Origin of the sequence: Streptomyces fuscichromogenes (genome assembly GCF_014645815.1) — a bacterium.
Classification (GTDB): Bacteria; Actinomycetota; Actinomycetes; order Streptomycetales; family Streptomycetaceae; genus Streptomyces; species Streptomyces fuscichromogenes.
This window is the reverse complement of the sequence record NZ_BMML01000001.1, coordinates 288,100-309,861: the sequence shown is the minus strand read 5'-3', so window position 1 is coordinate 309,861 and position 21,762 is coordinate 288,100. Positions and strand designations below refer to the sequence as shown.

General features: G+C 72.7%; 17 protein-coding genes. 12 read left to right on the top strand and 5 right to left on the bottom strand.

All coding sequences use genetic code 11. From position 1 onward, the window contains the following. Nucleotides 1-13: 13 nt before the first annotated feature. Nucleotides 14-1,825, top strand: coding sequence for a phosphatidylglycerol lysyltransferase domain-containing protein (locus IEZ11_RS01365; RefSeq protein ID WP_189260643.1), 1,812 nt, complete (start codon nt 14-16; stop codon nt 1,823-1,825). A 672-nt stretch (nt 1,826-2,497) separates the two neighbouring features. Here the strand turns inward: IEZ11_RS01365 and IEZ11_RS52180 are convergent. Beyond that, a complete protein-coding gene (locus tag IEZ11_RS52180) occupies nt 2,498-3,343 on the bottom strand; it encodes a hypothetical protein (protein ID WP_189260642.1) in 846 nt (281 codons plus the stop codon). A gap of 152 nt (nt 3,344-3,495) precedes the next feature. Here IEZ11_RS52180 and IEZ11_RS01350 point away from each other — a divergent pair, with 152 nt between their 5' ends. Then, nucleotides 3,496-4,293 carry an adenosylcobinamide-GDP ribazoletransferase gene (locus IEZ11_RS01350; protein ID WP_189260641.1) on the top strand — a complete coding sequence of 266 codons (798 nt, stop codon included), beginning with the start codon at nt 3,496-3,498 and terminating at the stop codon, nt 4,291-4,293. An 18-nt stretch (nt 4,294-4,311) separates the two neighbouring features. On the opposite strand, the gene IEZ11_RS01345 is transcribed toward IEZ11_RS01350, so the two are convergent. Next, nucleotides 4,312-5,085 carry an endo alpha-1,4 polygalactosaminidase gene (locus IEZ11_RS01345; protein WP_373294799.1) on the bottom strand — a complete coding sequence of 258 codons (774 nt, stop codon included), beginning with the start codon at nt 5,083-5,085 and terminating at the stop codon, nt 4,312-4,314. A gap of 306 nt (nt 5,086-5,391) precedes the next feature. Here IEZ11_RS01345 and IEZ11_RS01340 point away from each other — a divergent pair, with 306 nt between their 5' ends. From IEZ11_RS01340 to IEZ11_RS01310, 7 genes are all read left to right on the top strand, one after another. After that, nucleotides 5,392-6,930 carry a leucyl aminopeptidase gene (locus tag IEZ11_RS01340; protein ID WP_189260639.1) on the top strand — a complete coding sequence of 513 codons (1,539 nt, stop codon included), beginning with the start codon at nt 5,392-5,394 and terminating at the stop codon, nt 6,928-6,930. 351 nt (nt 6,931-7,281) lie between these two features. Continuing rightward, nucleotides 7,282-8,670 carry a dihydrolipoyl dehydrogenase gene (gene lpdA, locus IEZ11_RS01335; protein ID WP_189260638.1) on the top strand — a complete coding sequence of 463 codons (1,389 nt, stop codon included), beginning with the start codon at nt 7,282-7,284 and terminating at the stop codon, nt 8,668-8,670. Between the two features lie 68 nt (nt 8,671-8,738). Beyond that, the gene (gene sucB / locus IEZ11_RS01330) at nt 8,739-10,553 is read left to right on the top strand and encodes a 2-oxoglutarate dehydrogenase, E2 component, dihydrolipoamide succinyltransferase (RefSeq protein WP_189260637.1); all 1,815 of its coding nucleotides are present in this window, start codon (nt 8,739-8,741) and stop codon (nt 10,551-10,553) included. A 540-nt stretch (nt 10,554-11,093) separates the two neighbouring features. Then, nucleotides 11,094-11,717 carry a GntR family transcriptional regulator gene (locus IEZ11_RS01325; RefSeq protein ID WP_189260636.1) on the top strand — a complete coding sequence of 208 codons (624 nt, stop codon included), beginning with the start codon at nt 11,094-11,096 and terminating at the stop codon, nt 11,715-11,717. Between the two features lie 31 nt (nt 11,718-11,748). Beyond that, nucleotides 11,749-12,273, top strand: coding sequence for a signal peptidase II (locus IEZ11_RS01320; protein ID WP_229712767.1), 525 nt, complete (start codon nt 11,749-11,751; stop codon nt 12,271-12,273). A gap of 323 nt (nt 12,274-12,596) precedes the next feature. Then, on the top strand, nt 12,597-15,308 hold the full coding sequence (gene aceE / locus IEZ11_RS01315; protein WP_189260634.1) for a pyruvate dehydrogenase (acetyl-transferring), homodimeric type: 2,712 nt from the start codon (nt 12,597-12,599) through the stop codon (nt 15,306-15,308). A gap of 169 nt (nt 15,309-15,477) precedes the next feature. Beyond that, entirely contained in the window at nt 15,478-15,996 is a 519-nt protein-coding gene (locus tag IEZ11_RS01310; RefSeq protein WP_189261093.1) for a DUF4240 domain-containing protein, read from the top strand. 51 nt (nt 15,997-16,047) lie between these two features. Here the strand turns inward: IEZ11_RS01310 and IEZ11_RS01305 are convergent, their stop codons facing one another. Together IEZ11_RS01305 and IEZ11_RS01300 are read right to left on the bottom strand one after the other, a co-directional pair. Next, nucleotides 16,048-16,287: a hypothetical protein gene (locus tag IEZ11_RS01305; protein WP_189260633.1), complete on the bottom strand. Its 240-nt coding sequence runs from the start codon at nt 16,285-16,287 to the stop codon at nt 16,048-16,050. A gap of 74 nt (nt 16,288-16,361) precedes the next feature. Continuing rightward, nucleotides 16,362-17,240 (bottom strand): peptidoglycan recognition protein family protein, encoded by an 879-nt coding sequence (locus IEZ11_RS01300; RefSeq protein WP_189260632.1) that lies wholly within the window; start codon nt 17,238-17,240, stop codon nt 16,362-16,364. 190 nt (nt 17,241-17,430) lie between these two features. Between IEZ11_RS01300 and IEZ11_RS01295 the strand changes: the two genes are divergently transcribed. Then, entirely contained in the window at nt 17,431-18,615 is a 1,185-nt protein-coding gene (locus IEZ11_RS01295; RefSeq protein ID WP_189260631.1) for a MarP family serine protease, read from the top strand. A 48-nt stretch (nt 18,616-18,663) separates the two neighbouring features. On the opposite strand, the gene IEZ11_RS01290 is transcribed toward IEZ11_RS01295, so the two are convergent. After that, nucleotides 18,664-19,152, bottom strand: a complete 489-nt coding sequence (locus IEZ11_RS01290; RefSeq protein WP_189260630.1) for a GNAT family N-acetyltransferase — start codon at nt 19,150-19,152, stop codon at nt 18,664-18,666. A gap of 72 nt (nt 19,153-19,224) precedes the next feature. On the opposite strand from IEZ11_RS01290, the gene IEZ11_RS01285 reads away from it, so the two are divergent. Both IEZ11_RS01285 and IEZ11_RS01280 read left to right on the top strand, forming a co-directional pair. Then, a complete protein-coding gene (locus IEZ11_RS01285; RefSeq protein WP_189260629.1) occupies nt 19,225-20,118 on the top strand; it encodes a TIGR01777 family oxidoreductase in 894 nt (297 codons plus the stop codon). 160 nt (nt 20,119-20,278) lie between these two features. Next, the gene (locus tag IEZ11_RS01280; protein WP_189260628.1) at nt 20,279-21,637 is read left to right on the top strand and encodes an NAD(P)/FAD-dependent oxidoreductase; all 1,359 of its coding nucleotides are present in this window, start codon (nt 20,279-20,281) and stop codon (nt 21,635-21,637) included. Nucleotides 21,638-21,762 lie beyond the last annotated feature (125 nt).

Below are 21,762 nucleotides of genomic sequence, written 5' to 3'. Positions count from 1 at the left end.
ATGATCGCTCTCCATGGGAGATGTCCGAATTGCCGTGGGTGGGTCGGAGCGGCGGGGCGGCGGGGTTTCCGGGCGGGCCGCCGCCTTCGCCGTGTGGTACTTGCGGGCCGTCGCCTTCGTCAATTTCCTCAGCGCGGTGTGGCTGTCGCTGGGCCAGGACGTGCGGCGGCACAACCAGGAGAACTTCTTCACGCCCTACCTGCTGACGGCCGGCTTCGCCTCCGGCGTGTTCACCGCGTTCCTCGCGATCACGATGCGGCGGCGCAAGCGGGCCGCGTGGATCCTCAACCTGGTGCTGAGCGGCCTCTTCCTGGCGCTGTTCGCGTTCGCCATGGCCTTCCCGGAGATCCGGCGGTACGCGCAGAACTGGATCTCGATCGTGCTGACCGCCGCCTTCGTGGGCGCGCTGCTCGTCGGACGGCGGGAGTTCTACGCGAAGGGCGACCGCTCCAACCCCCGGCTCGCCGCCACCGTCGCGGTCGGCGGCGGCCTGGTCGCCTCGCTGCTCGCCGCCCTCCTCGTGACCGCCACCGACCAGGCGCCGCACGCCGCGCGTTCGACGTTCCTGGAGCGCTGGCACTACGGCACCCTCCGCCTGGTGTCGGTCGCCGCCGACCCCTCCCGGTTCCCGTACATCGCACCGCCCAACTGGGTGAACGTCGTCATCAACGTGCTCAGCACGCTCCTCGTGCTCGCCGTCTTCTACGCCGCCTTCCGCTCCCGCCGCGCGGTCGACCCGATCACCGAGGACGACGAGAAGCAGCTGCGGGTGCTGCTGGAACGGCACGGCGAGCGGGACTCGCTCGGGTACTTCGCGTTGCGGCGGGAGAAGAGCGTCGTGTGGTCGCCGACCGGGAAGGCGGCGGTCGCGTACCGGGTGCTGGGCGGGGTGTCGCTCGCCTCCGGGGATCCGATCGGCGATCCGGAGGCCTGGCCGGGGGCCATCGCGCCGTGGCTCGGCGAGGCGCGGGCGCACGGGTGGATCCCGGCGGTGATGGGGGCGAGCGAGGAGGCCGGGACCGTGTACGCCCGGCACGGTCTGGACGCGCTGGAACTCGGTGACGAGGCGATCGTCGAGGTCGCCGAGTTCACGCTGGAGGGGCGGGCGATGCGGACCGTCCGGCAGGCCTACAACCGGGTGAAGCGGGCGGGGTACGCGGTACGGATCCGCCGCCACGAGGACATCCCGGCGGACGAGATGTCGTATCTGGTCCGGCGCGCCGACGACTGGCGGGACGGGGCCACCGAGCGCGGGTTCAGCATGGCGCTGGGGCGGCTCGGCGACTCCCGGGACGGACGGTGCGTGATGCTGGAGTGCACCGATGCGGACGGTGAGCTGCGGGCGCTGCTGTCCTTCGTGCCGTGGGGGCCGGGCGGGCTGTCCCTGGACCTCATGCGGCGGGACCGGGACTCCGACAACGGGCTGATGGAGTTCATGGTCATCGAACTGCTGCGGCGGGCCGGGGAGATCCGGATCACGCAGGTCTCGCTCAACTTCGCGATGTTCCGTTCGGTCTTCGAGCGCGGTGCGCGGCTCGGCGCGGGGCCGGTGCTGCGGCTGTGGAGATCCCTGCTGAGCTTCTTCTCCCGGTGGTGGCAGATCGAGTCCCTGTACCGGGCCAACGCCAAGTACCGGCCGATCTGGGAACCCCGGTTCCTGCTCTTCGAGAAGAGCGCGGACCTGCCGCGCATCGGTCTGGCGTCGGCGCGCGCGGAGGGGTTCCTGGAGGCGCCCGGACTGCCGAGGCGGCTGCACCGGCGGCACCTGGACACGCCACGGAACGCACCGGACGCACCAGACGTACCGGCGGACACGCGCGGATGAGGACCACCGGATGAAGCCGCTCGCCGGCTGGGCCCGCGCCGAGTGGGGGCTGTTGTACGCCACCGTGCGCGGCCCGCTGGCGAAGCGCCGGCTGCGGGCGGTGCCGATGACGGCCGGGGCGGTCTGCCTGACCGCGCTGCTGCAGTTCACGCAGAACCAGTCGTGGGGCTACCGCTTCGTGCAGGACGCCGGAGCGGTGCGCGCGGCGGACCCGTTCGGGGCGGCCCTGCTGCGCACTCCCCTGTCGTTGTTCGTGCCGGCGCTGGACCTTCCGGTGTGGGGCGCGCTGGCCCAGATCCTGGTGGTGTTCGGCATCGCCGAGGTGTGCCTGGGCTGGTGGCGGACCCTGACCGTGGCGTACGTGGCGACCGTCGCCGGCACGCTGTACGCCCGGCTCGGCATCGCCCTGGGGCCGCACGGTCCGCTGGGTCTGGGGGCCGCGGACGCCCGGGTGGTGGACACCGGACCGTCGGCCGCCGTCGTCGGACTCGCCGTCTACCTGGGCTGGCGGTACGGCGCCTACCTCACCGCGGGCGCGGTGGCGGCCGCGATGGCGGTCGAGGTGGCGCTCAAGGACAACCTCGCCGGCAAGGAGCACCTGGCGGCCCTCGCGGGGGTGGCGGCGCTGTGCACGGCGGCGACGACGGGACGGCGGCTGTGGCACCGCCGGCGTCACCGGCGGCCGGAGTCAGGACCGGGAGCGGGACCGGAGCCGGCAGCGGGACCGGCAGCGGGGCCGGAACCCGGGCCGGGGGCGGAGGCGGGCAGGGCGGCCGGCTCGGGGCGGTCGGGCCTGCCGCCGATCCAGTCCTGAAGGGTCCGGGCGAGCCGGGTCCAGCGGCGGTCGTGGTGATAGGCGCGCAGTCCGGCCCTGGCGCGGGCGCGCGGGCGGCTGCGGTAGAAGCGGCGGGCCCAGGCCGAGCCGGGGCGGGCCAGCCGGACCGCGCCGACGAGGGCGACCAGCGGGATGACCACCCCGAAGATCGCGGTACGGGCCTTGCCCTTGCTCAGCGCGACGAGGGAGAAGCCGAAGTCGGCGACGACGTTCGCGATGACGGCCCCCCGGCCCTGGAGTTCGTCCGCCGAGAGGTCGTTGACGCCGAGCGGCGAGAACCCGGCGAGCAGCAGCCCCACCAGCGCGGCCGTGATGACGACGGCCTCGACGCTCTTGCGGCCCTCCTCGGTCCAGTAGACGTCGCCGAGGTGCAGGATCAGCGCGAACTCGTCGAGCACGAGCCCCGCGCCGATCCCGAACACGATCGCGGCGAGGCCTCCGCCGAGGCCGTTACGGGAACTGGCGACCGCGCCGAAGCCGCCGACGACGACGAGGACGACCCCGGGGACCACGTGGTGGATGTGCAGCCCGCCCGCCTTCACGTTCCCGAACGGGCCCTTCCCGGCGCGGATCAGCCGGGTGATGACCCGGGTGATCACGAAGGTCAGGACGAAGGCGGTCAGGGCCAGCAGCAACGGAAGTTTGCCCGGCTCGACAATGTTCCGCTCCAGCCAATGTCCCATGTGCGCACTTTATCCCTGGCGGGAAGCCCGGCCGACGACCGCACGGGGATCCGACCGGCGGTCGGGCGGGGAAGCGTGCGGGAGGCCGGTGGTGGTCGGGTGGTGGTGAGGGTGGGGGGCGGTTGTTTCTGACTACCGGGTAACCTGCGCCGGTGGCTGCGACCTCTGCGACTCCCTGGCCGGACGGCGTCCGCTTCGCCTTCGGCACGCTCACCGTGTTCCCTGTGAAGGTCAACCGCTGGGACCGCGAGGCGGCCCGTGGCGGCATGCTGTCCGCCCCGCTGGCCGGACTCGCGGTCGGTCTCTGCGCGGGAGCGGTCGGCGCGCTGCTGGTGCTGGTCGGGGCCAGTGCGCTGCTGGCCGCGGTCGCCGCGGTCGCCGTACCGGCCGTGCTCACCCGGGGCCTGCATCTGGACGGCCTCGCCGACACCGCCGACGGCCTGGGCAGCGGCAAGCCCGCCGAGGACGCCCTGCGGATCATGAAGCAGTCGGACATCGGGCCGTTCGGGGTGGTCACGCTCGTCTTCGTGCTGCTCGGGCAGGTGGCCGCGCTGGCCCAGGCCTACGGCGACGGGTGGGCGCGGGGCACCCTGGCGGCGGTCGTCGCGGCGACGGTGGCCCGGCTGGCGCTGACGCTGGCCGCGGTGGAGGGGGTGCCCGCGGCCCGCCCGGAGGGGCTGGGGGCGGCGGTGGCCGGGGTGGTGCCCAAGGCCGGGGCGACCGCGGTGACGTTCGCGGTGATGCTGCTGGCGGCGGGCGCCGGGGCGCTGGTCGGGGCCGGCGACAGTCTGCGGGCGCTGCTCGCGGTGGTGGTGGCCGAGGCCGCGACGGACGGGCTGCTGCGGCACTGCAGGCGGCGGTTCGGCGGCGTCACGGGGGACGTGTTCGGGGCGCTCGCGGAGACGGCGGCCACCGCGGCGCTGGTGGTGTTCTCGCTGGGGAGTCTCTGATCCGGCCGAAGGGGCGCCTCAGCAGCTCTTCCGCCAGACCCCCAGCTCGTACTTCTTCTCCAGCGAGCTCAGCCGCAGCTTGCGTGACTGTGCGCAGAACCTGCTCGTCGGCAGTTCGTACTCGACGTGGAAGACCGCCTTGTCCGCCTCGACGAACGGCTTCAGGTCCGCGCACTCGCCGTACTGGGCGCACTGCTCGTTCACCGCGAAGTCGAAGTCGCCCACCAGCTGCGGGATCTGGTCCAGGTCGTTCTTCAGGCCGACCGACATGCCCCGGTCGTGGGCGAGCCGGGCGACGAGCCTGTTGTAGCGGAGCTGGTCCGCCGCCCGGAGCGGGAAGCCCGTGCGGTTCTTGTAGCCGTCCATGTTGTCGGGCTCCACCGCGTCGAAGCCCTTGTCCCTGCACATGTCGAAGCGGGCCGCCATCAACGGCTTCAGCACGTCCGTACGGCGGATGTCCAGCCAGCGCTCGCCCTTCCAGCCGTTGCCGCGGCCGAGCACCGACGCGGGGAACTTCTTCGCGTCGGGGCGCCAGTCCTCGTACGCGCCGGTGGATATGTAGCAGATGACCTTGCGGCCCTTGCCGTGCAGCGCGGCGACCGTCGCCTTGGACTGGTCGAAGCCGTCGATGTCGTAGACGGACGCCTTGACGGAGGTGTCGACACGGCCGCTCAGCTGCCACTGCCAGCTGACGCCCGGCCTCGGCCGCCACCGCCCGGCGTCGTCCGAGGCCTGTGTGCAGCCGGCGAGCAGGGCCAGCAGGACGAGCAACGGGGTGCTGCGGAGGTTCACCGGACGGGCTCCAGGGTCTGCGGCAGGGTACCCCCGGATGATCTCCCACCCGGGTACCGGGCGGTACACCGAGGTCCCGTGCGCCGCGGGACGGGCGGGAGGTGGCCACGACGCCACCCCCAGGTGAACACCCGCAGGAATGAGCGAACGCATACACACGCGTAGGCTCGTCCCGGGTGTTCGCCGACGGGGTGAAGGCCCCGGTCGCAACGCGCTCCGAGGGCACTCCTAGGGTCGCTTCCCGGGCCCGGTCGACCCACCCGCTCGGCCACTGCAACTCAACATCGGAAGCGAGATTCCACCACCGTGACTGCTCTCACTCTCAGCACCTCAGCGGCGCCCGGCCTCCGGGCCGACGCGATCGTGATCGGTGTCGCCAAGGGCGCCAGGGGCCCGGTCGTCGCCCCGGGCGCCGAAGCCGTGGACACGGCCTACGACGGCAAGCTGGCCGCCGTCCTGGAGACCCTCGGTGCCTCGGGTGCCGAGGGCGAACTGACGAAGCTGCCCGCTCCGGCCGGCTTCAAGGCCCCGCTGGTCATCGCGGTCGGCCTGGGCGCCGAGCCCGGCCGGGACGCGGAGTACGAGGCCGAGGCGCTGCGCCGGGCGGCCGGTGTCGCCGCCCGCGCGCTGGCCGGGGCCCGGAAGGCGGCCTTCGCGCTGCCCGTCGAGGACGCGGCCGCCGTGGGCGCGCTCGGCGAGGGCGTGCTGCTCGGCGCCTACTCCTTCGACACCTACAAGGACAACGGCGCCGGCGCCGGCAAGAACGCGAAGGCGAAGAACGGCAGGGCACCGCTCGCCGAGGGCGTGCTGCTCGGCGGCAAGCCCCGGGACGCGGCCCACAAGGCGGCGCTGGCCCGTGCCACGGCCGTCTCCGAGGAGCTCAACCGGGCCCGCGACCTGGTCAACACCCCGCCGAACGACCTCACGCCGGCCGCGTTCGCCGCGATCGCGCAGGGCGCCGCCAAGGAGCACGGCCTCAAGATCCAGGTGCTCGACGACAAGGCGCTCGCCAAGGACGGGTACGGCGGCATCCTCGGCGTCGGCGGCGGCTCGGCGGCCACCCCGCGGCTGGTCAAGCTGTCGTACACGCACGCCGACGCGGAGAAGCACCTCGCCTTCGTCGGCAAGGGCATCACCTACGACTCGGGCGGCATCTCGCTCAAGCCGGCCGGTCACAACGAGACGATGAAGTGCGACATGAGCGGCGCGGCGGCGGTGTTCGCGGCCGTCGTCACGGCGGCGCGGCTCGGCCTGCCGGTCAATGTGACCGGGTGGCTGGCGCTGGCCGAGAACATGCCGTCCGGCACCGCGGTGCGCCCCGGTGACGTGCTGCGCATGTACAGCGGCAAGACCGTCGAGGTGCTCAACACGGACGCCGAGGGCCGGCTGGTGCTCGCCGACGCGCTCTGGGCGGCGTCGGCGGAGCAGCCGGACGCGATCGTGGACGTGGCGACGCTGACCGGCGCGATGATGCTGGCGCTGGGCAGCCGGACGTTCGCGGTCATGGGGAACGACGACGCGTTCCGCTCCGCGGTGCACGAGGCCGCGGAGGAGGTGGGCGAGCCGGCGTGGCCGATGCCGCTGCCGGAGCACCTGCGCAAGGGGATGGACTCCCCGACCGCCGACATCGCGAACATGGGCGAGCGGATGGGCGGCGGTCTGGTCGCCGGTCTGTTCCTGCGCGAGTTCGTGGGTGAGGGGATCACCTGGGCGCACCTGGACATCGCCGGGCCCGCGTTCAACGAGGGGGGTGCCTTCGGTTACACGCCGAAGGGGGGCACGGGGTCGGCGGTGCGCACGCTGGTGCGGCTGGCCGAGCTGACGGCCGAGGGTGACCTGGGCTGACGTCGGTTTTCGTGGACGGGACCCCGCATGCGGGTAGCGCGGGGTCCCGTCGCCCATCGACCCGGTCCGGTCCGTCGTCCTGCGACTGCGGGTCGTCGGGACTTCTCGCGCAGTTCCCCCCGCCCCTTACGGGGCGCTGTCCTCGCGGCGTTATCAAGTGAGCGTGTGGTGTCTCACACCCCGGCCCCGCGTCTCGTTCACCTCCGACAAGTGCGAAGATGGGGCTCGGCAGGACAGGGCCCCACCCACAGGGCCGAAGAAGAGCGGCCGGACACCAGCCGACCGACCGGTCAACCACCCGTATGGGACCAAGGTGCCCGGCGTACGGCGCACATGCATGGAGGACGTGACGTGGCGAACGACGCCAGCACCGTTTTCGACCTAGTGATCCTCGGCGGCGGTAGCGGCGGTTACGCCGCGGCCCTGCGCGGGGCGCAGCTGGGCCTGGACGTCGCCCTGATCGAGAAGGACAAGGTCGGCGGTACCTGCCTGCACCGGGGTTGCATCCCCACCAAGGCCCTGCTGCACGCGGGCGAGATCGCCGACCAGGCCCGCGAGAGCGAGCAGTTCGGTGTCAAGGCCACCTTCGAGGGCATCGACGTCCCGGCCGTCCACAAGTACAAGGACGGCGTCATCTCCGGCCTGTACAAGGGGCTCCAGGGGCTCATCGCCTCGCGCAAGGTGACGTACATCGAGGGCACGGGACGGCTCTCCTCCCCGACCTCCGTCGACGTGAACGGCCAGCGCGTCCAGGGCCGCCACGTCCTGCTGGCGACCGGCTCCGTGCCGAAGTCGCTGCCCGGCCTGGAGATCGACGGCAACCGCGTCATCTCCTCCGACCACGCCCTCGTCCTGGACCGCGTGCCGAAGTCCGCGATCATCCTGGGCGGCGGTGTCATCGGCGTCGAGTTCGCCTCCGCGTGGAAGTCCTTCGGTGCCGACGTCACCGTCGTCGAGGGCCTCAAGCACCTCGTCCCGGTCGAGGACGAGAACTCCTCCAAGCTTCTTGAGCGCGCGTTCCGCAAGCGCGGCATCAAGTTCAACCTGGGCACCTTCTTCTCGAAGGCCGAGTACACCGCCGACGGCGTCAAGGTCACCCTGGCCGACGGCAAGGAGTTCGAGGCCGAGGTCCTGCTGGTGGCGGTGGGCCGCGGGCCCGTCTCCGCCGGTCTCGGCTACGAGGAGCAGGGTGTCGCCATGGACCGCGGCTACGTCCTGGTCGACGAGTACATGCGGACGAACGTCCCGACCGTCTCCGCCGTCGGCGACCTGGTCCCGACCCTCCAGCTCGCGCACGTCGGCTTCGCCGAGGGCATCCTGGTGGCGGAGCGCCTGGCCGGTCTGAAGGCCGTCCCGATCGACTACGACGGCGTGCCGCGGGTGACGTACTGCCACCCCGAGGTCGCCTCCGTCGGCATCACCGAGGCCAAGGCCAAGGAGATCTACGGCGCGGACAAGGTCGTCGCCCTCAAGTACAACCTGGCGGGCAACGGCAAGAGCAAGATCCTGAACACCTCCGGCGAGATCAAGCTCGTCCAGGTGAAGGACGGTGCCGTGGTCGGCGTCCACATGGTCGGCGACCGCATGGGCGAGCAGGTCGGCGAGGCCCAGCTGATCTACAACTGGGAAGCGCTGCCCGCCGAGGTCGCCCAGCTCATCCACGCCCACCCGACGCAGAACGAGGCGCTCGGCGAGGCCCACCTGGCCCTGGCCGGCAAGCCCCTGCACTCGCACGACTGACCCTCGGTCGACACACGCGACTCCGCGTGCACACAGACTTCCGCAATTCGTAAGGAGCAACCGAAACCATGGCGGTTTCCGTAACCCTTCCGGCGCTCGGCGAGAGCGTCACCGAGGGCACTGTCACCCGCTGGCTGAAGGCCGAGGGCGAGCGCGTCGAGGCCGACGAGCCGCTGCTCGAAGTCTCGACCGACAAGGTCGACACCGAGATCCCGGCCCCCGCCTCGGGCGTCCTCGCCTCCATCAAGGTCGCCGAGGACGAGACGGTCGAGGTCGGCGCCGAGCTGGCCATCATCGACGACGGCACGGGTGCCCCCGCTGCCGCCCCGGCCCCCGCCGCCGAGCCCGCCGCGGCCCCGGCCGCCCCGGCTCCGGCCCCGGTCGCCGAGGCCCCTGCCGCCCCCGCCCCGGCCCCCGTGGCCGAGGCCCCCGCCGCCCCGGCCGCCCCGGCCGGTGGCGCCTCCGGCACGGACGTCGTCCTGCCCGCGCTCGGTGAGTCGGTCACCGAGGGCACCGTCACCCGCTGGCTGAAGTCGGTCGGCGACGAGGTCGCGGAGGACGAGCCCCTGCTGGAGGTCTCCACCGACAAGGTCGACACCGAGATCCCGGCGCCGGTCGCCGGTGTCCTGCTGGAGATCGTGGTCGGCGAGGACGAGACCGCCGAGGTCGGCGCCAAGCTCGCCGTCATCGGTGCCCCGGGTGCCGCTCCGGCGGCCGCCCCGGCCGCCCCGGCGCCGGCGCCCGCCGCCGCTGCCCCAGCTCCGGCCCCCGCGCCGGTGGCCGCCCCCGCGCCTGCCGCCCCGGCGCCCGCGCCGGTCGCCGCCGCTCCGGCTCCGGCCCCCGTCGCCCCGGCCCCCGCGCCGGTCGCCGCCGCTCCGGTCGTCCCGGCCGCGGCACCGGCTCCGGTCGCTCCGGCGGCTCCGGTCGACGAGGGTGCCTACGTCACCCCGCTGGTCCGCAAGCTCGCCGCCGAGAACGGCGTCGACCTGGGCTCCGTCAAGGGCACCGGCGTCGGCGGCCGGATCCGCAAGCAGGACGTGCTCGCCGCCGCCGAGGCCGCGAAGGCCGCCGCCGCAGCTCCGGCCCCCGTGGCCGCCGCGGTGACTGCCGGAGGCCCTGCCGCCCCCGCCGCCAGGAAGGCCCCGGCCCTGGAGGTCTCCCCCCTCCGCGGCCAGACCGTCAAGATGACCCGCATCCGCAAGGTCATCGGCGACAACATGGTCAAGGCGCTGCACGAGCAGGCCCAGCTGTCCTCGGTCGTCGAGGTCGACGTGACCCGCCTGATGCGCCTGCGCACCCAGGCCAAGGACTCGTTCGCGGCCCGCGAGGGCGTCAAGCTCTCCCCGATGCCGTTCTACGTCAAGGCCGCCGCCCAGGCGCTGAAGGCCCACCCGGTCATCAACTCCCGGATCAACGAGGCCGACGGCACCATCACCTACTTCGACACCGAGAACATCGGTATCGCGGTGGACTCCGAGAAGGGCCTGATGACCCCGGTCATCAAGGGCGCCGGCGACCTCAACATCGCCGGTATCGCCAAGGCCACCGCGGACCTGGCCGGCAAGGTCCGCGGCAACAAGATCACCCCGGACGAGCTGTCCGGCGCGACCTTCACCATCTCCAACACCGGCTCGCGCGGCGCGCTGTTCGACACGATCATCGTGCCGCCGAACCAGGTCGCGATCCTCGGCATCGGTGCCACGGTCAAGCGCCCCGCCGTCATCGAGACGGAGGAGGGCACGGTCATCGGCGTCCGCGACATGACGTACCTGACCCTGTCCTACGACCACCGCCTGGTGGACGGCGCCGACGCGGCCCGCTACCTGACGGCCGTCAAGGCGATCCTGGAGGCGGGCGAGTTCGAGGTCGAGCTCGGTCTGTAAGCCTCTCGCGGTCCTGTACGGTGCCCCGTCCGGAGTTCTTCCGGACGGGGCACCGTCGTCTCACCCGGGCGTCAGCCGGCCGTCGGACCAGGTGACCAGCGTCGCCACCCACCCGTCGGGAATGTCCGGGCGGCCGCCGCGGACATGCTCCTCACCACTGCCCTCCCGGCCCCGCCACTGTTGTGCCGGGCCGTTCCCGTCGGCCCGCAGGCCGTGATTCCCAGGACCGCGGCGACGGCCGCCGCGGTGACCGCCGCCCGGCCGGTCCCTCCCCCGATGTTCATGACACCCCCGGTGCTGTGCGGGGACGCCTCTGCCGGAACCCCTCTGCAGGGGGCGACAGCGAACGGCTCGCGGGGGTTCTGCCGGTGACACGGCAGTGACGGCTCCGCGGTCGCTCCGGTACGGGGCTTTACGGATCGCGTCGGCCCGGGAAGCGTGTAAGTCTCGTCTCACCTGCATGAAAGCGCCCCCGCGCGCCTCTCCCGAATGGCGGTCCGGCCTTATTGTCTAAACGTCAAACGCCCTTAAGGAGCTCCCATGACCGCGCCCGTCGTCCACTCGCTGCGCGAACAGATCCGCGAGCACATCGTGGAGGGAATCGTCAGCGGGCGCTGGAAGCCGGGCGAGCGGATCGTGGAGCGCCGGATCGCGACGGAGCTGGAGGTCAGCCAGACGCCGGTGCGGGAGGCGCTGCGGGAGCTGGAGTCGCTCCGTCTCATCGAGTCGGCTCCGAACAAGGGCGTGCGGGTGCGGAACCTGACGGCGGCCGACCTGGAGGAGAGCTACCCGGTGCGGGCCGGCCTGGAGGCGATCGCGGCGGAGCTGGCGGCGGAGAAGCTGGCCGAGGACTGCTCGGCGCTGGAGCCGCATGTGGCGGCGCTCTACGACGCCGACCGGAACGCCGACGGCACGGCTCAGGTCCGGCACACGGTCGGCTTCCACCGCGAGCTGGTCCGGGCGGCCGGGAACTCGGTGCTGCTGCACACCTGGGAGGGCCTGGGCATCGAGGTCTTCACGGCGCTGTCGATCCGCTGGCTGGGGACGGTGCAGCAGTCGTACGCCGAGGAGCACGAGGAACTGGTCGCCGCCTTCCGGCGCCGCGATCCGCGCATCGCCGATATCGTGAAGGCCCATGTCCTTGGGTGCGCGCCGCGGCCGTGACGGCTCCGCGCGAAGAGCGAGGAGACCGAGCGTGACGTCGAGCGACACGTCCGGGACACCGCGGCGGGTGTGGTTGCTGTGGTGGGTGGCGGGCCTCGCGTACGCCGTGGACCTGGGGAGCAAGCTGGCCGTGGTCGCCCGGCTGGAGGGGCGTGATCCGGTCCCGCTGCTCGGTACCTGGGCGCAGCTGCGGGTGCAGCGCAACCCCGGCGCGGCGTTCGGTGTCGGTCATGCGACGACGTTCGTGTTCACCCTGATCGCGGCGGCTGTCGCGGTGGCCGTCGTCCGGGTGGCGCGCAGGCTGACCAGCACGCCGTGGGCGGTCTCGCTGGGGCTTTTGCTGGGCGGGGCGCTCGGCAACCTGACGGACCGCGTCTTCCGTGCGCCGGGCGGTATGCAGGGCGCGGTGGTCGACTTCATCGCGGTCCGCGACTTCAGTGTGATGAATCTCGCCGACTGGGCGATCACCTGTGGCAGTGTCCTGGCGGTCCTGCTGACCTTGCGTGGACGGGAGTTGGGGCCCGCCGGCCCGGCGGCGCCGGCCAAGGCGCCGTAGTCCGGGGCGCGGTGGATCAAGGGGTCGCGGCGCCCTCCGGAGCCGTCGGAACACAAGAGCGCACCCCCGCTCAAAACCCCGTCCCACCTGCGCAAACCCCGTTCTGATCACGTCACCCGGTGCCACCGCCGAAGGCACGCCGTGCCGACTTTCTCGGAATCGAGAGGTTTTGCCCTTCAACCCTTTGATCGATCATCGATCAGGGAGTTAGAGTCACCGACGGGCTCGCACCCGAGCCCTCCCGCCCTGTCCTGCCAAAGACCAAGGGCACCCCCGAACCCTTGCCGATGAGGGAACCCCCTTCGACTGAGGAAGGCGGCGACATGACCGACCCCAACGCCATCCAGCCGAGCGCGCTCGACCAGCTCCCCGACCGGGACCCGGAGGAGACCGCCGAATGGCAGGCCTCCCTGGACGCCGTGGCCAGGGAGGCCGGGCCGTACCGCGCCGCGTACCTGATGCGGCGCACGCTGGAGCACGCCGAGGCGGGCGGCATCGCGCTGCCGAAGCTGCTGGAGACCGACTACCTCAACACCATCCCCACCGCCGCCGAGACACCCGTCCCCGGCGACGAGGAGATGGAACGGAAGATCACCGCGTGGAACCGCTGGAACGCGGCCGCGATGGTGACCCGGGGCAGCAAGTACGGCGTCGGCGGCCACATCGCCACCTTCGCCTCCGCCGCCTGGCTGTACGAGACCGGCTTCAACCACTTCTTCAAGGGCAAGGAATCCCAGGATTCGCCCGGCTCCGGTGACCAGCTCTACATCCAGGGTCACGCCTCCCCCGGCATCTACGCCCGCGCCTTCCTCGACGGCCGCCTGACCGAGGCGCACCTCGACCACTTCCGCCAGGAGGCCGGCGGCAACGGCCTCCCGTCGTACCCGCACCCCCGCCGGCTGCCCTGGCTGTGGGAGTTCCCGACCGTGAGCATGGGCCTCGGCCCGCTCTCGGCGATCTACCAGGCCCGTTTCAACCGGTACCTGACCGCCCGTGGCATCAAGGACGTCTCGTCCTCGCACGTGTGGGCCTTCCTCGGCGACGGCGAGATGGACGAGCCGGAGTCCACGGCCGCCCTCGCGCTCGCCTCCCGTGAGGGTCTCGACAACCTCACCTTCGTCATCAACTGCAACCTGCAGCGCCTCGACGGCCCGGTGCGCGCCAACTTCAAGATCGTGCAGGAGCTGGAGGCCCAGTTCCGCGGCGCCGGCTGGAACGTCGTCAAGTCGCTGTGGGGCAACGCCTGGGACGAGCTGTTCGCGCTCGACACCACCGGGGCGCTGGTACGGCGCCTGCGCCAGGTACCGGACGCACAGGTGCAGACGTACCAGACCCGCGACGCCGCCTACATCCGCCAGGACTTCTTCGGCGCCGACCCCGCGCTCGTCGAGATGGCGAAGCTGCTGAGCGACGACAAGATCCTGGAGTGCTTCCACCTCTCGCGCGGTGGTCACGAGGCGCGCAAGGTGTACGCCGCCTACAAGGCCGCCGTCGAGCACAAGGGCGCGCCGACCGTGATCCTGGCCCAGACGGTCAAGGGCTTCACCCTCGGCAGCGGCTTCGCGTCGAAGAACGCCAACCACCAGATGAAGAAGCTGACGGTGGACGAGTTCAGGACGATGCGGGACCTGCTGGAGCTGCCGATCAAGGACAGCGACTTCGTCGACGGCCAGGTGCCCTACGGCCACCCCGGCGCCGACTCCCCCGAGGTGCGCTACCTCCAGGAGCGCCGCGCGGCCCTCGGCGGTCCGGCCCCGGCCCGCCGTACCCACGCCCTGGCCCCGCTGCCGGCCCCCGCCGACAAGGCGTTCGCCTCCTTCGACAAGGGCTCCGGCTCGCAGAACCTGGCGACCACGATGGCCTTCGTCCGCCTCGTCAAGGACCTGGTCCGGGACAAGGAGACCGGCAGGCGCTGGGTGCCGATCGTCCCCGACGAGGCGCGCACCTTCGGCATGGAGAGCCTCTTCCCGTCCCTGGGCATCTACTCCCCCAAGGGGCAGACGTACGAGCCGGTCGACCGTGACCAGCTGATGTACTACAAGGAGGCCAAGAACGGCCAGATCCTCAACGAGGGGATCACCGAGGCCGGTTCGATGGCCGACTTCATCGCCGCGTCCACCGCGTACGCGACGCACGGCGAGGCGATGATCCCCTTCTACATCTTCTACTCGATGTTCGGCTGGCAGCGGACCGCCGACCAGATGTGGCAGCTCGGCGACCAGCTCGGCCGCGGCTTCCTCGTCGGCGCGACCGCGGGCCGTACCACCCTGACCGGTGAGGGCCTCCAGCACGCCGACGGCCACTCCCCGGTGATCGCCGCGACCAACCCGGCGGCCCTCAGCTACGACCCGGCCTTCGCGTACGAGATCGCGGCCGTCGTCAAGGACGGTCTGCGCCGGATGTACGGCGAGGCGGCGCCGGGCGAGGACCCGAACGTCTTCTACTACCTGACCGTCTACAACGAGCCGCTCCCGCAGCCCGCGAAGCCGGCCGGGCCCGGCGTCGACGAGGGCATCGTCAAGGGCCTGTACCGCTTCAACACGGCGGAGTCGGCCGGGCTGTCCGCGGCGGCGAACGCCCCGCGCATCCAGCTGCTCGGCTCCGGCACGGCGATCCACTGGGCGCTCAAGGCGCAGCGGCTGCTCGCCGAGGAGTGGGGCGTGGCCGCCGACGTCTGGTCCGCGACCTCCTGGTCCGAGCTGCGCCGGGACGCCATGGAGGCGGACGCGGCCCTGCTGCGCGGCGAGGAGCGGACGCCGTACGTCCGCCAGGCGCTGCAGGGTGCGGAGGGCCCGGTCCTCGCGGTCTCCGACTACATGCGCCAGGTCCCCGACCAGATCGCGCAGTGGGTCGAGCAGGACTGGTCCTCGCTGGGCGCGGACGGCTTCGGTCTCTCCGACACCCGTGACGCGGCCCGCCGGCACTTCGGCGTCGACGCCGAGTCGATCGTGGTGGCGGCCCTGGCCCAGCTGGCCAGGCGCGGCGAGGTCAAGGCGGCCGCGGTGAAGGAGGCCCGGGAGCGCTACGCGCTCTGAGCGCACGAGTGACCGCCGACGGCGCGGTCCGGCAGCTGCTGCCGGACCGCGCCGTCGGCGTCCGTGACGGGCGGGACGGCGGCGTCCGTGACGGGCGGGGCGGCGGTGGATAACAATCCGCACCACTCCGCGTGCGCCCCCGCCGCCCAGGCACGATGCTGGACCCGTGATGGACGAGACGGAGTTCTGGGAGCTGGTCGACGCCACCCGCGCGGCCGCCGAGGGCGACCCCGAGGAGCAGGCCGACCTGCTGGTGGAACGGCTGCTCCAGCTGGAGCCGGACCTGGTCCTGGACTTCGCACGTCACTTCGAGGCCCGCTACAACCGCGCCTACCGCTGGGACCTGTGGGGCGCCGCGTGGGTCCTGCTGGACGGGGCCAGTGACGACGCGTTCGACTTCTTCCGGTGCTGGCTCATCGCCCAGGGCCGGGAGATCTTCGAGGGCGCCCTGCACGACCCGGACGCGCTGGCGGAGCTGCTGGACGACTTCGACGAGGAGATCGACGGCGACGGCGAGGAACTGGGGTACGCGGCGGACGAGGCGTACGAGCAGCTCACCGGGACCGTGGCGCCGGACCTGGGCATCGCCCCCGCGCCCTCCGAACCGGAGGGTGCCCCGGTCGACCTGGAGAACGAGCGGGTGCTCGCCGAACGGTTCCCCAGACTCTGGGACCGCTTCAAGGAATAGCTGCAGGCAACAGCTTCAACCAGCAGCTTCAAGCAACAGGGGGAGCGGGGGTCAGGCGGCGGTACGGCGGCGGGTCAGGTCGGACGGGATGTACGCCTGCGTCTGCTCGGCCTTGACCGCGTGGTGCATGGGCGCCGCGTTGGCCTGGTCGAGGGCGGACGCGGTGACCGCGGCCGGGCCGAGGACGACCGTCGCGACCGCGCAGACCACGGCCCAGGGTCCCCGGGACGACCTGGCCCAACCGGCCTTCTCCGCGGCCTCCGTACGGGCTTCGGTACGACTGCTGTTCATGATCCCCACCTCCAGTCGGCTGCTGATGTGTCCCTCACGGTAGGACGCGGGGATCTGAGCGGCCTGCGTGCCGCCTATGGCGTTCCTGTGAACGCTTTCGCGGGTGGTCCGAGGGAGGTCGGCAGGGGCGTTTCCATGAGTGTTCTCAGGGGAGTTCCGGCCTGGGTCCCCCTGCCCTGGAGCCGGGCCGCCGTCTCCCTGATCTCCGGGAGGCGGGCGACGAGGGCGGCTCCGGGGCAGTTGGTCATGTAGCCGTCCTTGTGGCCGGCCAGGGCCGGCAGGGCGACGACCGTGCCCTCCTGGTAGCGGCTGTGGCCGTTGCTGGAGACCAGGCGGGCGCTGCCGCGCGGGTCGACGCCGGCCAGCCCGAGTTTCCAGGCGGCGACGGCGGCGATGGAGTCGGCCATGGCGCGCGGCACCGGCACCCCGGCGGTGAAGGTGCCGAGGGCGGCGATGCCGGCGGTGCGGTGGTTGAAGCCCTGGGTGTGGGCGCCGGTGACGGCCCGGTCGGCACCGCCCGCGCGGCCCTCGTAGACGGTGCCGCACCGGTCGACGAGGAAGTTGTAGCCGATGTCGTCCCAGTCGCGGTCGCCGGTCTGGCCGGTGTACAGGCGGCGGATGATCTCGGGGGCCTGGGCGCAGGAGTAGCCGTTGGGCGAGGCGGTGTGGTGCACGAAGACGGCGACGACCTTGTCGTCGTAGCGTGGCGGCGGCTGGGTGCGGCCGACGGCGGCGTTCAGCCAGGCCGAGCGGGGCACGATGGGCGGCCGGGGTGCCCGGAAACGGATGCCGGGACTGGCGGCCGCGGGCGCGGCCAGGTGGACCGCGACGGAGCGGTCGGCGCCCTGGGCGCACAGCACCGGTGCGAGGACGGCGGCGAGGCCGGGCAGGCAGCCGAGCAGCGTCAGGGCGGTGATCCTGGTGCGGCGCCCCGCTCGTGGGAAGACACGCATGGCACCCACTCTCGGGGTGATCGACTGCGCCCGCGATGTGTGCTGTGCCACCTGGTGGAACCATCGTCCTGGTCCGGGGCGTTTCAGGGGGTACACGCACACGTGGCCGGTTCCCGGGGGCCGCGCGGGCGTGCACTGATCACTGGGCCTGTCCGGGCCGTACTAAGGGCACCGAGAGAAAGGCGGCTCCGTGGACCTGCTCGACCTGGTGCTGGTACTCGTGGTCCTCGTCTACGCGGCATCCGGTTACCGGCGCGGCCTGGTGGCCGGCTGTGTCTCGCTGGCCGGGTTCGTGGGCGGCGCGGTGATCGGCGTGTGGGTGCTGCCGTGGGTGATGGAGCTGGTCACGCGCGGGACGGCGACGGCGACGGTGGTCGCGGTGCTGACGGTGCTGGTGCCGGGGGTGGTGGGGCACGAGCTGGCGGGGCGGCTGGCGCTGCGGCTGCGCCGTGAGCTGGACCGGGGGCCGCTCAGGGTGGCCGACGGGATAGGCGGGGCGGTCGCCAACTCGGTGGCGGTGCTGATCGTGTCCTGGGTGGCGGCGAGCGTCCTCGGCGCCTCCTCGTCGCCGGTGGTGACGACCGCGATCCGGGACTCGAAGCTGCTCGGCGCCGTGCAGAACACCATGCCGGACACCACGCCGGCCTGGTTCTCGCGGGCCACCTCGGCGCTGACCGAGGCGGGCTTCCCACAGGTCTTCAACCCGTTCGAGAACGAGTCGACGGCCCAGGTCGCCAAGCCCTCCGGGGACAACGTCACCGCGGCCGCCACGAACGCGGCCAAGCGCAGCACGGTCAAGATCGAGGGTTCCTCCGGCACCCAGGGCCGCGAGGGCAGCGGGTTCGTGTTCGCGCCGGAGCACGTGATGACCAACGCGCACGTGGTGGCCGGCATCCACAACCCGACCGTGCGGCTCGGCGGGGTCGGGCCGTCGTACGACGCGGAGGTCGTCCTCTTCGACCCGGACCGGGACGTGGCGGTGCTGTACGTGCCGCAGCTGCGGGCGCCCGTCCTGCGGTTCGACACCACGGCGACGCGCGGGAAGTCCGCGGTGGTGGCCGGCTATCCGCAGGACGGCGACCTGAACCTCCAGGCGGCCACGGTGGCGAACAAGGTGCGGGCCACCGGCCAGAACATCTACAACGACGCCACGGTGACCCGGGAGATCTACTCGATCCGCTCCACGGTCCGCCCCGGCAACTCGGGCGGCCCGCTCCTGACCACCGGCGGCAGGGTGTTCGGCGTGGTGTTCGCCCGCTCCACGTCCGACGACGAGACGGGGTACGTGCTGACCGCCGACGAGGTGGCCTCGGACGCCGCGCGCGGGGCTAGGGCCACGTCACCGGTGGACACGGGCGACCTGATCACGTCCTGACGGTCACGGCGGCCGCCGTCACAGCGGTCACCGTCGCAGCGGCCGCCGTCACAGCGGCCGGCCCATGACCACGTCGTCGACGTACTCGCCGTCCAGGAGGAACTCCCCCGGCAGCACGCCCTCGACGGCGAACCCCTCCGACTCGTAGAGCCTGCGCGCCGGGGTGTTGTGCCCGAGGACGCCGAGTCTGATCCGGCGGGCGCCGCGGCGGCGGGCCTCCTCCATCGCCGCCCGCAGCAGCGCCCGCGCCACGCCGCGGCCACGGACCGTCTCGGCGACCGCGAGGCCCTGGATCTGCCGGACGTGCGCGTTGGAGGCGACCTTGTAGGCGAGGCCGAGGCGGACATAGCCGACGATGCGCCGGTCGACCTCGGCGACCAGGGTGTCCTCGGGGGTGTGGCGCTCGCTGAAGAAGGAGTCGTACGGCGGCTGCGGCCGCGGCAGGACGGCGTGCAGATACGACCAGGTGTCGCGGTCGAGGGCGGCGAGTTCCTCGTCGTCGTCGGGCAGGGCGGTGCGTATGTACGGATCCGGCATGCGGTCACCCTAAGTCGGCCGGCACCGGGGTCCCACGGGTTTTCCGCCGCCGGTCCCGGCATGCTGGGACCCATGGAACGTTCTCGTATCGCGGTGGCCGGCGCGTCCGGTCTCATCGGCAGCGCCCTGGTGCGGTCCCTGCGGGCGGACGGACACGAGGTGGTGCGCCTGGTGCGGCGCGCGGCCCACGGCGCCGGAGAGGTCTGCTGGGACCCCGCGGGGCAGTACGTGGACACCGCGGGACTGGCCGGCTGCGACGCGGTGGTGAACCTCGCCGGGGCCGGGATCGGCGACCGGCGCTGGACGGCCGCCTACAAGCGGGAGATCCGGGACAGCCGGGTGCTCGGCACGGCCGCGCTCGCCGAGGCCGTGGCGGCCCTGCCGGACCCGCCACGGGTGTTCGTGAGCGGCAGCGCCCTGGGCTTCTACGGCGACACCGGGGACCGGGTCGTGGACGAGGACGCCCCGCCCGGGGACGGTTTCCTGCCGTCGCTGTGCGTGGAGTGGGAGGAGGCGGCGGCCCCGGCGCGGGAGGCGGGCGTGCGGACGGTGTTCCCGCGCACGGGCCTGGTCGTGGCCCGGGGCGGCGGGGCCTGGGGCCGGCTGTTCCCGCTCTTCGGCGCCGGGCTCGGCGGGCGGCTGGGCGACGGCCGCCAGTACTGGTCGTTCATCGCGCTGCACGACGAGGTGGCCGCGATCAGGTTCCTGATGGACACCGAGGGCCTGACCGGCCCCTTCAACCTGACCGCGCCCGATCCCCTGACGAACCGTGAGATCACCGCGGCGATGGCCCGGGTGCTGCGCCGCCCGGCGCTCTTCCCGGTGCCCTCCCCCGTGCTCCGCGCGGCGCTCGGCGAGCTGGCCGGGGACGTGCTGGGCAGCCAACGGGTGGTGCCCAAGCGGCTGCTGGAGTCGGGGTTCACCTTCGCGTTCCCGGGCATCGAGGACGCGATCCGGGCGGCCTGACGGCCCGTGTGACCGTATGCGACCGGCGTGCGACCGTGCCCTGTTCATGCGCGACTGCCATTGACCGATCACCGCCCTACCCTCGACCCGAACTCGGGTATCCCCGCAGCCTGTTGGGGGCATCACGTCTCCACCGGACGCGCAATCGAGGAGGGGCCTCGTGCATGAGCCCGTGTACCAGGCGGACGTCGTCATCGTGGGAGCCGGTATCGCCGGACTCTCCGCGGCTCATCGGCTGAACAGCGCAGGAGTAACGACCGCGGTCCTGGAGGCCGCCCCTTACGCGGGCGGCCGTATGTCGACGGAGAAGGTCGACGGCTTCCGGCTGGACCGGATCGGCCAGCTCCTGTCCACGTCCTATCCGGAGCTACGCCTCGCACCGGGACTGGACGCCCTGGTTCTACGCCGGTACGCGCCCGGCGTACTGCTGCATCGCGACGGGCGCAGGCACCGGGCCGGAGCCCCAGCGGGTGGGGGAAGCGCGAGGGGCGCACTGTACGCCGTGCGCGCCCTGGCAAGCGCCCCCAGGGGCGGCCTGCCGGTGGCGCCGGCCCGGGCGACGGCGCCGATGGGCGGCGCGGTCGACCAGGCCCGCCTGGGCGCGGCACTGGGCCGCATCGCGGGCACCCCCGTCGAACGGATCCTGGCCCGCCCCGAACTCCCCGCCGCCCACGCCCTCGCGGAGCGCGGGGTGCCCGCCCGGACGATCGACGGCTTCCTGCGCCCGCTGCTCGCGGCCCTCCTCTGCGACCCGGAGCTGACGACGTCCAGCCGGTGCGCGGACCTCGCCCTGCGCTCCTTCGCGAGCGGGCGGCTGTGCGTGCCGGAGGGAGGCGCCGAGGTCCTCCCCGACCTCCTCGCCCGCGCGCTGCCACCCGGCACGGTCCACACCGGCGTACGCGTCACCTCGGTCTCGACGACATCGGTGACGACCGCGGACCACGGCGAGATCCGCTGCCGTGCGGTCCTCCTGGCGACCGACGCCCGAGCCGCCGCCGAACTCCTCCCCGGTCTGCGGGTCCCGGACTTCCATCAGGTGACGGTGGTCCACCACACGACCGACGAGCCGGCGGCCCTCACCACCGGAACGTCCCTCCTCCTGGACGCCGACCGGGGCGGCCCCGTCTCCCACACCTCGGTCGTCAGCAACATCGACCCGAGCCGCGCCCCCCAGGGCCGCGCCCTGATCTCCTCCACCGTCCTCGGCACACCCCCCTCGGACATCGACACCGCGGTCCGCATGCACCTCTCCCGCCTCTACGGCACGTCGACGCGCCGCTGGGAGACCCTCGCGGTCCACCACACCCCCGAGGCCGTCCCCGCCATGCGCCCCCCGCACGACCTCCGCCGCCCGGTCCGCCTCCTCGCCGGCCTCTACGTCTGCGGCGACCACCGCGACACCAGCACGGTCCAGGGAGCCCTCCACTCAGCCCACCGAGCAGCAGCAGCCCTCCTGACCGACCTCGGCACAGCAGGCTCCCTGAACAGGGCGGACCCCGTGCAACGCCGAGCCGCATAGCGCCCCTTCAGGGGTGCGGGGAACTGCGCGACCAGCCACGACGGCGCCGCAACCGCCGGACGACAGGAACCGGCACCGCCGGACCGCGCCGTCGTGGCTGATCGCCGTTGCGGCGTAAAGGAGGG